The 12163-nt window shown below is 66.3% G+C and carries 17 protein-coding genes; 12 read left to right on the top strand and 5 right to left on the bottom strand.

Annotated features, from left to right (window positions below; genetic code table 11):
• Positions 1 to 12 precede the first annotated feature (12 nt).
• Complete coding sequence (gene nfsB, locus AC56K1_RS07955; RefSeq protein ID WP_497157304.1) at positions 13 to 666, top strand: oxygen-insensitive NAD(P)H nitroreductase; 654 nt, start codon at positions 13 to 15, stop codon at positions 664 to 666.
• Here nfsB and AC56K1_RS07950 read toward each other — a convergent pair.
• Both AC56K1_RS07950 and AC56K1_RS07945 read right to left on the bottom strand, forming a co-directional pair.
• Entirely contained in the window at positions 653 to 1285 is a 633-nt protein-coding gene (locus AC56K1_RS07950; protein ID WP_497157303.1) for a DUF6624 domain-containing protein, read from the bottom strand. The genes nfsB and AC56K1_RS07950 overlap by 14 nt on opposite strands.
• A gap of 22 nt (positions 1286 to 1307) precedes the next feature.
• Positions 1308 to 1847, bottom strand: coding sequence for a GNAT family N-acetyltransferase (locus AC56K1_RS07945; protein ID WP_497157302.1), 540 nt, complete (start codon positions 1845 to 1847; stop codon positions 1308 to 1310).
• 108 nt (positions 1848 to 1955) lie between these two features.
• Between AC56K1_RS07945 and AC56K1_RS07940 the strand changes: the two genes are divergently transcribed.
• The 4 genes from AC56K1_RS07940 (at position 1956) to AC56K1_RS07925 (ending at position 4319) form a co-directional block, all read left to right on the top strand.
• Entirely contained in the window at positions 1956 to 2294 is a 339-nt protein-coding gene (locus AC56K1_RS07940; protein WP_497157301.1) for a DUF6152 family protein, read from the top strand.
• Positions 2295 to 2428: 134 nt separating this feature from the next.
• Entirely contained in the window at positions 2429 to 2773 is a 345-nt protein-coding gene (locus tag AC56K1_RS07935) for a DUF6644 family protein (protein ID WP_497157300.1), read from the top strand.
• Positions 2774 to 2823: 50 nt separating this feature from the next.
• A complete protein-coding gene (locus AC56K1_RS07930) occupies positions 2824 to 3507 on the top strand; it encodes an SOS response-associated peptidase (protein WP_497157299.1) in 684 nt (227 codons plus the stop codon).
• Positions 3508 to 3548: 41 nt separating this feature from the next.
• Complete coding sequence (locus AC56K1_RS07925) at positions 3549 to 4319, top strand: glutaminyl-peptide cyclotransferase (protein WP_497157298.1); 771 nt, start codon at positions 3549 to 3551, stop codon at positions 4317 to 4319.
• Here the strand turns inward: AC56K1_RS07925 and AC56K1_RS07920 are convergent, their stop codons facing one another.
• Together AC56K1_RS07920 and AC56K1_RS07915 are read right to left on the bottom strand one after the other, a co-directional pair.
• Positions 4320 to 5345, bottom strand: coding sequence for a zinc-dependent alcohol dehydrogenase family protein (locus AC56K1_RS07920; RefSeq protein WP_497157297.1), 1026 nt, complete (start codon positions 5343 to 5345; stop codon positions 4320 to 4322).
• Positions 5228 to 5581 (bottom strand): NAD-dependent epimerase/dehydratase family protein, encoded by a 354-nt coding sequence (locus tag AC56K1_RS07915; protein WP_497157296.1) that lies wholly within the window; start codon positions 5579 to 5581, stop codon positions 5228 to 5230. The genes AC56K1_RS07920 and AC56K1_RS07915 overlap by 118 nt, the downstream gene beginning before the upstream one ends.
• 35 nt (positions 5582 to 5616) lie before the next feature.
• Here AC56K1_RS07915 and AC56K1_RS07910 point away from each other — a divergent pair, with 35 nt between their 5' ends.
• Entirely contained in the window at positions 5617 to 6102 is a 486-nt protein-coding gene (locus AC56K1_RS07910) for a hypothetical protein (RefSeq protein WP_497157295.1), read from the top strand.
• Between the two features lie 68 nt (positions 6103 to 6170).
• On the opposite strand, the gene AC56K1_RS07905 is transcribed toward AC56K1_RS07910, so the two are convergent.
• Positions 6171 to 7106, bottom strand: a complete 936-nt coding sequence (locus tag AC56K1_RS07905) for a DUF808 domain-containing protein (protein WP_497157294.1) — start codon at positions 7104 to 7106, stop codon at positions 6171 to 6173.
• Between the two features lie 197 nt (positions 7107 to 7303).
• Between AC56K1_RS07905 and AC56K1_RS07900 the strand changes: the two genes are divergently transcribed.
• The 6 genes from AC56K1_RS07900 (at position 7304) to lipB (ending at position 12153) form a co-directional block, all read left to right on the top strand.
• Positions 7304 to 7525, top strand: a complete 222-nt coding sequence (locus AC56K1_RS07900; protein ID WP_497157293.1) for a BrnA antitoxin family protein — start codon at positions 7304 to 7306, stop codon at positions 7523 to 7525.
• 89 nt (positions 7526 to 7614) lie between these two features.
• Positions 7615 to 7899 (top strand): HU family DNA-binding protein, encoded by a 285-nt coding sequence (locus tag AC56K1_RS07895; RefSeq protein ID WP_489874787.1) that lies wholly within the window; start codon positions 7615 to 7617, stop codon positions 7897 to 7899.
• Between the two features lie 98 nt (positions 7900 to 7997).
• Positions 7998 to 8639, top strand: a complete 642-nt coding sequence (locus AC56K1_RS07890) for a LysE family transporter (protein WP_497157292.1) — start codon at positions 7998 to 8000, stop codon at positions 8637 to 8639.
• 154 nt (positions 8640 to 8793) lie between these two features.
• The gene (locus tag AC56K1_RS07885) at positions 8794 to 10785 is read left to right on the top strand and encodes a DUF6600 domain-containing protein (RefSeq protein WP_497157291.1); all 1992 of its coding nucleotides are present in this window, start codon (positions 8794 to 8796) and stop codon (positions 10783 to 10785) included.
• A gap of 306 nt (positions 10786 to 11091) precedes the next feature.
• On the top strand, positions 11092 to 11379 hold the full coding sequence (locus AC56K1_RS07880) for an HP0495 family protein (protein ID WP_497157290.1): 288 nt from the start codon (positions 11092 to 11094) through the stop codon (positions 11377 to 11379).
• Between the two features lie 84 nt (positions 11380 to 11463).
• Positions 11464 to 12153 (top strand): lipoyl(octanoyl) transferase LipB, encoded by a 690-nt coding sequence (lipB, locus tag AC56K1_RS07875; RefSeq protein ID WP_497157289.1) that lies wholly within the window; start codon positions 11464 to 11466, stop codon positions 12151 to 12153.
• Positions 12154 to 12163: the final 10 nt, after the last annotated feature.

Here is a 12163-nt window from a genome sequence, read left to right as displayed (position 1 = left end):
GACTTTACCCAGATGGATATTCTCGCCGCAGCCCGCAAGCGCCACACCGCCAAAGCCTATGACAGCGAACGCCGCGTCCCCGAGGAACTCATGCAGCAGGTGTACGGTCTGCTGCGCCACAGCCCTTCGTCGGTGAATTCGCAGCCTTGGCACTTCATCGTCGCGAATACGGCGGAAGGCAGGGCGCGCGTGGCGAAAGCGGCGCAGGGAGGCTATGTCTACAACAGCGCCAAGATCCAGGATGCTTCGCACGTGATCGTGTTCTGCTCGCGCATCGACATGGACGACGCCCACCTGGAACGCCTGCTGGCGCAGGAAGGGCGCGACGGCCGCTTCCGCGACGATGCCGCCCGCGCAGGACAGGATGCAGGCCGGCGTGGCTACGTGCGCCAGCACCGCTTCGGCAGCCGCGACATGCCGCAGTGGCTGGAAAAGCAGGTCTACCTGGCGCTGGGCACCGCGCTGCTGGGCGCTGCATCGCTGGGCATCGACGCCACGCCGATGGAAGGCTTCGACCAGAAGATCCTGGATGAAGAATTCGGCCTGCACGAACAGGGCCTGGCCAGCGTGGTGCTGGCCAGCTTCGGCTATCACTCGGGTGCGGACTTCAATGCGGGCCTGCCGAAATCGCGCCTGCCGCAGGAAATGACGTTTACATTCGTTTGACCTCGCCGCCCATGCAGTGGTGCATGTCCAGCACCAACTGCTTGTAGGCGTCCAGCGGCGGCAGCTTGAGCGCCGCGCGGCGCGCTTCGACTTTCTCGCGCTCGTCCAGCGGCGAGAAATCGAGGCCGCATGGATTGCTGGACGTCGATTCCAGCTGCGTGCCATAGGGCTGCGGGCGTTTCTCCGCCACCGCGATCCGGTCCGCGAGATAGGCGAGATTGCTGTTCACGCCCTCGCCGCTCGCGGCGGCCGCCTGCTCGATCAGTACCAGCGCCTGCTTCTGGAACGCGGTGTCGTGGTCTGCATGCTGTGCCAGCAGCCAGGCGCTGCCCGCAGCCTGTTCCCCATATCTTGCCTTGGTCGGCCAGCCGCAGCGCGCCACCCATGCCTTCAGGCGTTCGGTGTTGGTACGGTCAATGAGCAGCAGCTGCCCGCGCAGCTTCACCTGCGCAGGACTCTCCGGATCGAGGAAGTCCAGGCGATTGCGCAGCGCCTGGTCGGCACCCGTCATGGCCGCAAGGTCGGCGGCAATACCGTCGCAAGGCTGGGCGGCCTGCGCGGAAGCCGCCAAGCCCAGGAAGGCGCCCAGCAGCGTGGCAAGTAAGGTGGTGCGGTGCATCGTTTCTCCGGAAGTGTCCAGCCTAGTCTACCGAGCCGCCCTGCCCCGGTCCATGCGGGCCGCATGGAAGCAGCTTTTCCATGAAAACCGAGCGCAGCCCGATTCCGCTGCGGTGCGGGTAAAGCTCTTCGCGCAGCGAGACAAAGCCTGCACGGTTGTAGAAGGGCACGGCGTTGAGCGAGGCCGACAGGAACAGCCGCTGCAAGCCGCGCGCCCCCGCCATCGTTTCGAGCGCCGCCAGCAGCCGCAAGGCGATGCCGCGTCCCTGCTGGCTTGGATCGACGAAGACCGCATCGACCTCGCCGCTGTCCAGGTTGAGGATGGCGTAGCCGAGCATGCATCCGTCTTCTTCCGCCACCAGTGCGCCGCCCGCGGCCACCAGGCCTGGGAGCGACTCCGGCGCCGGGCTGGCGCACCAGGTGTCGATCACCTCCGCCGGATAGTGCGAGGCGCAGGAAGCGCGGACCGCGCGGGTGCGCAGGGCCCATAAAGCGGCAAGGTCGGCCTGGGTGGCGGGACGCTGGTTCGGCATGGCGGTCGGGGTCGAGGTGGAGGAACGCACCAGCTTAGCCGATGCGGCAGCCGGCGCGCGCCTGTCGCCGAAAACTGACGGCGGCTCGCACCACCCGGGCGTAGAATGGCTTGTCCTTTCCATCACTGGAGTGTGCCCATGAAACGCTGGTTCCTGCTGGCCGCATTGGTGGCCACCACGGCTTCCGCCCACCACGGCTGGAGCGAGTACAACGCCGACAAGCCCCTTTCGCTGGCCGGCACCATCGCGGAGTCCGGCTACATGCAGCCGCATGGCTACGTTCGCCTCAAGACGGCCGACAAGACCTGGTTGGTGGTGCTGGCCCCGCCCGGGCGCATGGAGAACCGCGGCCTGCCGAAGGAAAACCTCGCGGTCGGCGCGCAAGCCACGGTGATGGGTTATCCACACCGCAGCAAGGCGGACGAATTGCGCGCCGAGCGCATCACGATCAAGGACAAGACCACGGAGCTGCGCTGACCGCGCTGCAGGAAGCGGCCACCTGGGCCGCGTCCCTGCCGCTGGCGCTGGCCCTGCGCGAGCACGCCTGGCTCTACCCGATCGTCGAAACGCTCCACATCCTCGGCTTTGCCGTGCTGGTGGGGGCGGCGGCGATGTTCGACCTGCGCGTGCTCGGTTTCGGGCGCCAGCTGCCCGTCAAGGCGCTGGCGCGCCACCTGCTGCCGTGGTCGGCCGGCAGCATGCTGCTGGTCGTTCCCACCGGGCTGCTGCTGTTCATTGCCGATCCGGTGGCGCTGCTGGCCAGTCGCGTCTTCCTGGTCAAGCTCGGCCTGATCCTGGTTGCCGGCGTCAACGCCCTCGCCTTCCATGCGGGGCCTTATCGTCATTCCGATCTGTGGTCCGGCGGTGCGCCGCCGGTGGCCGTGCTGCACGCCCTGCTGTCGCTGGCACTGTGGATTGCCGTGATCACTGCCGGGCGGCTGATTGCCTACTACTAGTCTCGACGGCGGTTGCCAAGGCGCGCCCGCCGCACTATGCTCGCCACATCATGTGCGTCAACTACCATACCCCCACCCGCGAGCAATTCGGCACGCTCGGCGCCTTCAGCGACTTGCCGGCCGACTGGCGCTGGCCCGAGGAAGTCTGGAAAGATTACCTGGCCCCGATCATCCGCAGCAGCAGCGATGGCCGGCTGGAACCCTGCCTGGCCAGCTACGGGATGGTGCCGCGCCGGCACATCCCGCCAGGGGTCAAGCCCTTCGACACCATGAATGCGCGCGCCGAATCGCTGGGCGAGCGGCGCTCGTTCGCACAAGCCTGGCGCCGGCTGCAGCTGTGCGCCGTGCCGATGGCCTGGTTCTACGAGCCCTGCTACGAAAGCGGTCGCGCGCAGCGCCACGCGATCGGGATGCAGGACGACAGCCTGTTCTTCGTTGCGGGCCTGTGGCGCGAGTGGAGCGAGGCCGACGGCACGATGTCGTCCTCGTTCACCCAGATCACGATCAATGCCGACCACCACCCGCTCATGTCGCGCATGCACAAGCCGGACGACGAAAAGCGCTCGCTGGTCGTGATCGCGCCGGAGGAAGTCGCGGACTGGCTGGCCTGCCGCGACGTGGAGATGGCGCGCAGCTTCCTGCGGCCGTATCCGGCGGAGCGCATGAAGGACTGGCCGGCGCCGCAGACGGTGCGCAAGGTGGTGGAGCCGTCGCCGAACCTGTCGTTGTTCTGAATCGTGCTACATTCGCCTGACGGCTTTCGACCTCCTACTTCATGCTGAAACGACTCACCACTTTCGCCCTCGCCTGCACGCTCGCCGGCGCCGCCCAGGCGGCCGTTCCCCTGTACGGCTTCGTCGTCAAGAATGCCTATCCGCACGACCAGAAGGCCTTCACGCAGGGTCTGTTCTTCCGCGACGGCCACCTGTTCGAGACCACGGGCCGCGCCGGCAGCTCGTCGCTGCGCAAGGTGGACCTGGGCAGCGGCAAGGTGCTGCAGAAGGCGGACATGCCGGCCGACGTCTTCGGCGAAGGCTCGACGCCCGTCGGCCACGACATCGTGGCGCTGACCTGGACCTCGCAGGTCGGCTATGTGTTCGACATGAAGACCTTCAAGCTCAAGAACACCTTCAAGTACGCGGGCGAAGGCTGGGGCCTGGCCAGCGACAGCAAGCAGGTCTACATGAGCGACGGCAGTGCCACTATCCGTATCCTCGCGCCACACAACTTCCAGGAACTGCGCCGCATCCAGGTGACGCATGAAGGCAAGACGATCACGCGGCTCAACGAGCTCGAAATGGTCGACGGCGAGCTGTTTGCCAACGTCTGGGGCAGCGATCTGGTCATCCGCATCGACCCGATTACCGGCAAGGTCAAGGGCGTGATCAATTTAGAGGGCCTGCTGCCGCCCGCACAGCGCGGCACCGCCGACCCGGACGCCGTTTTGAACGGCATCGCCTGGGACAGCAAGCGCCGGCGCCTGTTCGTCACCGGCAAGCTGTGGCCGAAGGTGTTCGAGATCGAGCTGGTGCCGCTGAAGCGCTAGTCAGCTGCGATCGGTCACGTCGATCACCACCTTCCCGAAATGCGAGCCCGACTCCATGTAGCGGTAGGCCTCCTGCGCCTGGCCGAAGGGGAAGACGCGGTCGATCACGGGCTTGATGCCGGCCACGTCGGCAAAACGCATCACGTCGTCCAGCATGCTGCGGCTGCCCACGAAGATACCGACCAGGCGCTTGGCCGTGGCCAGCAGTGACGCCGGGTTCACTTCGCCGCCGAAGCCGCTCACGCCGCCGATGATCGCCACCGTCCCGCCCATCGCCGCCGACGACACCGAGCGGTTGACGGTGCCCTTGCCGCCCACTTCCAGCACCACGTCGGCGCCCTTCCCCTGCGTCAGGGCCAGCACTTCCTCATGCCATTCCGGAATCTCCTGGTAGTTGATCGTGTGGTGGGCGCCGAGCTCTCTGGCGCGCTGCAGCTTGTCATCGCTCGACGAGGTGATGATGGTGCGCAGGCCGGCCGCCTTGGCCAGCTGCATGCCCAGTACCGAGACGCCGCCAGTCCCCAGCAGCAGCACGGTGTCGCCAGGCTTGATCTCGTTACTCGATACGAAAATCGCATTCCAGGCGGTAACGCCGGCGCAGGGCATGGTGGACGCCTCCACGAAGCTCAGGCTGGCCGGGATCTTGGCCAGCGCGTCCTCGTGCAGCACGACTTCTTCGGCCAGCATGCCGTCGATGTCGCCGCCGAGCGAACGGCGGATTTTCTCGGGCGACGTCCTGCCGTCGGCCCAATGCGGGAAGAACGAGCCGACGACCCGGTCGCCCACCTGCACGCGCGTCACGCCCGGCCCGGTCGCTAGCACTTCGCCGGCGCCGTCCGAGCACGGGATGATCGGGTCGTCCACCGTCACCAGGTAGTTACCGCTGGCGACCATCAGGTCGCGGTAGTTCAGCGACACCGCATGCACGCGGATCCGCACCTCGCCCAGTGCCAGGTCGCGGTCCGGGTAATCCACACACTGCAGCCCGTCGATGTTTGCGCCGGGAACAATCTGGTAAGCCCGCATGAGGTTCTCCTTGAAAAATGGGTTGGGGTTCGGTCACACCGGCTGCCGGAAAGGCGCGCCAGCCACATCGATTGTTCGGTATCGTAGGTGAAGTCGGCATGGATGCTTGCCAGGCGCGGATCGCTACCCTTTGGAGCGCTGCGCCCTGCGCAAATGATGCGGTGACCTCCGGCCAGCAGCGCCCGCAGCAGGTGCTGTCCAATGAAGCCATTGGCGCCCGTCAGCAAGACCCGCATCCATGCTTCCTTTCACCAATCAACAAGGGGACTTCATGCAAAACTGGACCACGACATTACAGCGCGGCCTCGTCTCCGGCGCCGCCTCCAGCATTCTCTCGACCGTCGCGCTGGCCATTGTCGGCAAGAAGGAAACCGGCAGCGCTTTCGCGCCGACCAATGCGGTCAGCCATTACGTGCATGGCGACAAGGCTGCGCGCCACAGCGGGGCCTCGCTGCGCTACACTGTGCCGGGCTACCTGATCCACCATGCCAGCGCCACCTTCTGGTCGATCATGTTCGAAAAAGTGGCGGGTAAATATCTTGATCGCAAAACGCCGGTGGGCATCCTCACCGCCTCGGCCGCAACCTCGGCCTTTGCCGCCTTTGCCGACTACAAGCTCACGCCCAAGCGCCTCCAGCCCGGCTATGAGAAGCACATTTCCACCCCGGGCCTGGCGATCGTGTATGCCGCCCTGGCGCTCGGACTGGCTGCCGGCACCGCGCTCACCCGCAAGGACGAACCGCCGCGATCAGTCTAGAGCAGAAAGAAAGAACGCGCCGTCCGATGCTTCGGAGGGCGCGTTTTTTTATGCCGGAAAGACGCAGCTCAGTGCGCGACGGCCTTCTTGCCGCGCATGCGCTGCACCAGCGTGACCACCAGCAGCACCAGGGCGCCGACGACGACGCCGGCAATCGCATCGACCACGGTCGGGGTGATCGCGGCCAGCACGCCGCCGATGGCTGGCACGCCCGCGGTCGTATGGGCTGCGTTTTCCGAGAAGTGATGCAGCGGCGCCCAGGCGTGGGCAATGATGCCGCCGCCGACCATGAACATGGCCGCGGTGCCCACCACCGACAGGAATTTCATCAGGCGCGGGGCCGTGGCCAGCAGCAGCTTGCCGGTGTTGCGCGCCAGGCTGCCGGTCTTTTCGCTCAGGTGCAGGCCGGCATCGTCCATCTTGACGATAGCCGCCACCAGGCCGTACACGCCGATCGTCATCGCCAGTGCAATGGTGACCAGCACCATGACCTGCTGGCTGAATGGGGCGTTTTCCACGGTGCCCAGGGCGATCACGATGATTTCTGCAGACAGGATGAAGTCGGTGCGCACAGCGCCCTTGATCTTGTCCTTCTCCAGCGCGACCATGTCGACCGTCGGATTGGCCAGCGCGGCCGACAGTTCAGCCTTGTGCTGGGCGTCTTCCTCCTTGTGCAGGAATTTGTGGGCGAGCTTTTCGGCGCCCTCGAAGCACAGGAAAGCGCCGCCGATCACCAGGAGCGGGGTGATCAGCCAGGGGACGAAGGCCGAAATGGCCAGCGCCGCCGGCACCAGAATCGCCTTGTTCTTGAACGAGCCCTTGGCCACCTCCCACACGACCGGAATCTCGCGTTCGGCATGCACGCCCGTCACCTGCTGGGCGTTCAGGGCCAGGTCGTCGCCCAGCACGCCGGCGGTCTTCTTCGCCGCCACCTTGCTCATCACCGCTACGTCGTCGAGGACGCTTGCGATATCGTCCAGTAATAACAGCAGACTGCCAGCCATCGATTGCTCCAATTGTGTCAAGTTTGCATCATCTTACCGGACGCAGGATTCCCAGTCACACGGTTCAGCGCGGTTTTTTGCATTCCAGGAGCGTAAATCTGCATCTCGTCGCTTTTGGCGGGCGCCGGCGCGGGTGCGTACGTATATTGCACACTGTTGGCTGCGGTACAGCAGCCTCGCCCACCGAAGGAGACGCCATGAATACCGAACCGACCCTGCAGGCAGCCCACGTTGCAGCACCAGCGCGCCGTGCCCGCCCGCCGAAGCGCAAGACCCGTATCACGATCTACCTCGACGACGAAGTCCTGAACGAATTCCGCAACCTGTCCGAGCGCTGCGGCACCGGCTACCAGACCCTGATCAACGCCGCCTTGCGCCACCGCCTGGCCGCACCGGCCGGTGAAACGGGGCTCGCTTAAGACCCGGGCTGGATTCGCCTCCGGCGAGCGAGATTACACATAGCAATATTTATGCTAATCTTCCCGCTCTTTTAACCCCGGAGAGACTTATGAAAAAAGGCGAACTGATCGCGGAATTCGCGAAGCGCACCGAGATGTCCGGCGCTGCCGCCAATAGCGCCGTGAACACGATCATCGAGATCATCACCGAGCGCCTGAAGAAAGGTGACACCGTCGGTATCACCGGCTTCGGCACGTTTTCGGTCACCAAGCGCGCTGCGCGCAAGGGCCGCAACCCGGCAACCGGCGATGTCATCAAGATCGCTGCATCGAAGTCCCCACGCTTCGCTGCCGGCGCTACCCTGAAAGCCGCTGTCAATCCAAAGAAAAAGTAAGGCAGGTCCCAGGGCTCGCGCTGCGCACCGGTACCCCCGGACACGCGCGCCGGCCCCTTTTCGTTTCGCCCTCCTCTCCCATTCTCCCCGCCCGCAGCATGAGCTTCGCTACCTGGATCGCCTTTGTCATCGCCGGTACCCTGATCGCCATTTCGCCCGGCTCCGGCGCCGTGCTGTCGATGTCGCACGGGCTTGCCTACGGCTTGAAGAAAGCCAGCGCCACCGTGCTCGGCCTGCAGTTCGGCCTGATCCTGGTGCTGGTCATTGCCGGCGCCGGCGTCGGTTCGCTGCTGCTGGCATCGAGCCTGGCCTTCACCATCGTCAAGACCATCGGCGCGCTCTACCTGATGTGGCTCGGCATCCAGTCCTGGCGTGCCAAGGCCGAAGCGACCTCGGTGAACACTGCTGGCCTGGCCGCGCACCCGAGCTTCGGCAAGCGCGTGATGACCGGCTTCCTGACCAATTCCACCAACCCGAAGGGCATCATCTTCATGGTGGCGGTGCTGCCGCAGTTCATCTCCAAGGAGGCGCCGCTGCTGCCGCAGCTGGCGATCCTGGGCGTGACCATGGTGACCATCGACTCGATCGTCATGCACGGCTACGCCGCGCTGGCCTCGTCGATGCAGCGCTTCTTCCGCGACGTGCGCGCCGTGAAGATCCAGAACCGCATCTTCGGGGCCGTACTGGTGCTCATGGGTTCGCTGCTATTCCTGGTCGAGCCGGGGCGCCGCGCCGCCTGAGAGCGCGTGTTGGATCCCTGTATCCCGCCTTGTATCCCTTACACAGCAGTTGCAACTTTCTGTAAGTACCGTAGTCTTCGTGCGTCCCTGTGCGTTGTAATCAGGTAGCCGCACTTCGTCCACGCCCTTTGCAGACCTCCAGCCGGAGCACACCATGAATAACCGATTCGCCAAGACTGCCGTGATGCTCGCGCTCACGGCGCTATCCACTGCCGCGCTGGCGCAAGGCACGCTCGATACCGAGCCGCCGGGCCGCGTCGGCCGCGTCTCGCTCGCCCAGGGCAAGGTCAGCATCAGCACCGACGTGGGCGACACCGCCACCGAGGCACTGGTCAACTGGCCGGTCACCACCCGCAACCTGATCACCACCGCGCCCAACGGCCGCACCGAGCTGCGCATCGGCTCGACCGCGATCCGGGTCGACGGCGACAGCTCGCTCGAAGTCACCGAGCTCGACGACGACAGCGTACGCCTGCGTCTGCATTACGGCAGCGCCAGCATCCGCATCCTGAGCGAAGACGTGCTGCGCGAATTCGAGCTGCTCACGCCGCAGGGGCGCGTGCGCATGCTCCAGCCGGGCCGCCTTCGGGTGGACGCCGAGCGCGTGCGCGACACCAGCGTGGTGAGCGTGTTCGACGGCGAAGCCCAGGTCGATGGCGGCGGCGCCAGCCTGACCGTCCGCGCCGGCCGCAGCGCCGAGCTGCGCGACGACGACGTGCGCACCCTGCAGGCCCGGCGCGACGCTTTCGATGACTGGTCGCTGGCGCGCGACCGCCTCGACGACGGCGCGCGCTCAAGCCGCTACGTCACCACCGAGATGACCGGCTACGAAGAGCTGGACCGCCACGGCATCTGGCAGGACGATGCCGAATACGGCGCCCTCTGGATCCCGCAGGTGGCGTCAAGCTGGGTGCCCTACCGCGACGGCCGCTGGACCTGGATCGCCCCCTGGGGCTGGACCTGGGTCGACAACGCGCCCTGGGGCTATGCGCCTTCGCACTACGGCCGCTGGGTGCACGTGCGCAACCGCTGGGCCTGGGCGCCGGGCCACCGCGAGCGCCGCCCGATCTGGGCGCCGGCGCTGGTCGGCTGGGTCGGCGGCAGCGGCTGGAACGTGAATTTCAATCTGCATGGCTCGCGTCCGGCGACCGGCTGGTATCCGCTCGGTCCGCGCGACCATTTCGTGCCGGGATACCGGCTGTCGGACGAGCGCCTGCGCCGGATGAACAGCTGGCGTGACCGCGATGGCGGCCGCCGCGACGACCACCGCCGCGACGACCACCGCCGCGACCGCGACGGCGATGGAAAGCCCGATTATCGCCAGCGCGGCCTGACCGTGGTCCCGCATGCAAACTTCGGCGGGCGCGGGCAGGTCGTGGTGTCGAATGTGCCGCGCGCCACGCCACAGCTGGCCATACCAGGCGCACCGGGCGCGGCGCCACCGCCTCCGCAGGGATGGCGCGGCCCGGGCGCGCGTCGCGATCTTGATCGCGACGGCATTCCCGACCGCATCGACCGCGACCGGGATGGCGACGGCATCCCCAACCGGGCCGACCGCGACCGCGATGGCGACGGACTCCGCAACCGCGTTGACCGCGACCGGGATGGCGACGGCATCCCGAACCGCCTCGACCGCGATGGCCGCGGCCGCGACGACGACCGCTTCAACCGCGGCCAGCGCCAGCAGGTGCTGACGACCAATCCGGTGCCGCGGGCACCGGTGGCGGCAGCGCCTGCTCCGCAGGCAGCTCCGGCACAGGCGCCCTTCCAGCAGGGCGTGATCACGACCGCACCAGCGCCGGCAGCGGTGGTGGTCCAGCCTTCCCGTCCGCAAGGCTGGCGCCGTGGCGAACGCGACGACGATCGCAGCGGGTTCGACCGTGCCGACCGCGGCGAGCGCTTCGAGGCCCGCCGCGAGCGTCCGCAGGCCATGCCGCAGCCGCAGATGCAGCCGCAGATGCAGGCACCGCCGCCCCAGGCCCAGGTCATGGCCCCACCGCCACCGCAGGTGATGGCGCCGCCCCCGCCTCCGCCTCCGCCACGTGCCATGGCGGCACCGGCGCCCGAACAATCCGGTCCGCCGCCAAGCCGCCAGCGGGAAGGACGGGCGCGCGAAGCGCGCGGCGTGCGCGAGCAGGAACGCTGACAGGCAGGGCCGGATGGATCATCCGGCCCTTTTTTTACGTGCGGATGCTGTCCATTCCATGCTTTGCGCCGCCCGTCGCGGCAAAACGCAGTTCGTCACATTCCGCTCGCGGCGTGGGCGCCGCCTGGATAAAGTGGCATCACTCGCTCGAGGCAGCAGCGCTGCTCCGAGCGGCCCGAATGTCCCGCTATTTCTCCCAGGTATACGGAAATAGTTCAGGCCGGCTACTTGCCGGCCTCTTTTTTTCCGGCAGTGCAGCACCATATCGAAGCAGCTACAATGCTGCTTTGCACAGGACGAAAAGCCATGGACCCGAAAGATTCCCTCATCGACCCGAAAGATTCCCTCATTGAATACCCGAGCGACTTCCCGATCAAGGTGATGGGGCCGACGCACATCGATTTTGCACCGACGATCATCGAGATCGTGACCGGTTTCGACCCGACCTTCCATGCCGGCAAAGTGGAGACCCGCCCTTCTTCCAAAGGCAACTACACTGGGTTGACCGTCAACGTCTGGGTCACCAGCCGCGAAATGCTGGACGACATCTACCGCGCCCTGTCGACCCACCCCATGGTCAAGATGGTACTGTAAAGCCACAGCGGGAGGGCCTTGGCGGGCGCAGGCTATCGCGCTGGCTTATAATGACAGGGCTGTCCATATTCCCGCTTGATACCCATGCTCCCGACCCGTCCTGCCACGCCGCTCATCCGCGCGCTCGGCCGCGCCGACTACGAACCGACCTTCGCCGCGATGCGTGCCTTTACCGACGCGCGCACGCCCGAGTCGCAGGACGAATTGTGGATCGTCGAGCACCCGCCCGTGTTCACCCTGGGCCTGGGCGCCGACCGCGCTCACGTCTTGGCGCCGCATGGCGTGCCGGTGATCCAGACCGACCGCGGCGGCGAAGTGACCTACCACGGTCCCGGCCAGGTCGTGATCTACCTCCTGATGGACCTGCGCCGCAACAAACCGGGCGGCAAGCTGTATGCGCGCCAGTTTGTGGAGAAAATCGAACAGGCGGTGATCGACGTGCTGGCGGCGTATAATCTCGTGGGCGAACGTGTTGCCGGGGCGCCCGGCATCTACATGGCAAGCGGCCCGCGCAAGGGTGCGAAGATCGCCGCCCTCGGCCTCAAGGTACGCGGCAACGGCTGCACCTACCATGGGGTTTCGCTGAACGTGGCGATGGACCTGGCCCCGTTCACGTGGATCAACCCGTGCGGTTACTCGGGCCTGGCCACGGTCGACATGCGCACGATGGGTGTGGAAGCCCCGCTGGAGGATGTCCAGCAGGCGCTGGCGCGCGAGTTGGTGCGCCAACTGGCTACGACCGAAGCGGTCGAACCAGCAACGAACAACCTCTGAATGGAAGCCC

The organism is Telluria sp. ZB4P37 (genome assembly GCF_059685855.1).
This window is presented reverse-complemented; position numbering and strand designations above follow the sequence as displayed.

What these genes read in the sequence shown, in the direction of transcription:
- nfsB (WP_497157304.1), top strand. Translation starts at nt 13, where the DNA reads ATGGATATTCTCGCCGCAGCCCGCAAGCGCCACACCGCCAAAGCCTAT.
- AC56K1_RS07950 (WP_497157303.1), bottom strand. Translation starts at nt 1,285, where the DNA reads ATGCACCGCACCACCTTACTTGCCACGCTGCTGGGCGCCTTCCTGGGC.
- AC56K1_RS07940 (WP_497157301.1), top strand. Translation starts at nt 1,956, where the DNA reads ATGAAACGCTGGTTCCTGCTGGCCGCATTGGTGGCCACCACGGCTTCC.
- AC56K1_RS07935 (WP_497157300.1), top strand. Translation starts at nt 2,429, where the DNA reads ATGTTCGACCTGCGCGTGCTCGGTTTCGGGCGCCAGCTGCCCGTCAAG.
- AC56K1_RS07930 (WP_497157299.1), top strand. Translation starts at nt 2,824, where the DNA reads ATGTGCGTCAACTACCATACCCCCACCCGCGAGCAATTCGGCACGCTC.
- AC56K1_RS07925 (WP_497157298.1), top strand. Translation starts at nt 3,549, where the DNA reads ATGCTGAAACGACTCACCACTTTCGCCCTCGCCTGCACGCTCGCCGGC.
- AC56K1_RS07920 (WP_497157297.1), bottom strand. Translation starts at nt 5,345, where the DNA reads ATGCGGGCTTACCAGATTGTTCCCGGCGCAAACATCGACGGGCTGCAG.
- AC56K1_RS07915 (WP_497157296.1), bottom strand. Translation starts at nt 5,581, where the DNA reads ATGCGGGTCTTGCTGACGGGCGCCAATGGCTTCATTGGACAGCACCTG.
- AC56K1_RS07910 (WP_497157295.1), top strand. Translation starts at nt 5,617, where the DNA reads ATGCAAAACTGGACCACGACATTACAGCGCGGCCTCGTCTCCGGCGCC.
- AC56K1_RS07905 (WP_497157294.1), bottom strand. Translation starts at nt 7,106, where the DNA reads ATGGCTGGCAGTCTGCTGTTATTACTGGACGATATCGCAAGCGTCCTC.
- AC56K1_RS07900 (WP_497157293.1), top strand. Translation starts at nt 7,304, where the DNA reads ATGAATACCGAACCGACCCTGCAGGCAGCCCACGTTGCAGCACCAGCG.
- AC56K1_RS07895 (WP_489874787.1), top strand. Translation starts at nt 7,615, where the DNA reads ATGAAAAAAGGCGAACTGATCGCGGAATTCGCGAAGCGCACCGAGATG.
- AC56K1_RS07890 (WP_497157292.1), top strand. Translation starts at nt 7,998, where the DNA reads ATGAGCTTCGCTACCTGGATCGCCTTTGTCATCGCCGGTACCCTGATC.
- AC56K1_RS07885 (WP_497157291.1), top strand. Translation starts at nt 8,794, where the DNA reads ATGAATAACCGATTCGCCAAGACTGCCGTGATGCTCGCGCTCACGGCG.
- AC56K1_RS07880 (WP_497157290.1), top strand. Translation starts at nt 11,092, where the DNA reads ATGGACCCGAAAGATTCCCTCATCGACCCGAAAGATTCCCTCATTGAA.
- lipB (WP_497157289.1), top strand. Translation starts at nt 11,464, where the DNA reads ATGCTCCCGACCCGTCCTGCCACGCCGCTCATCCGCGCGCTCGGCCGC.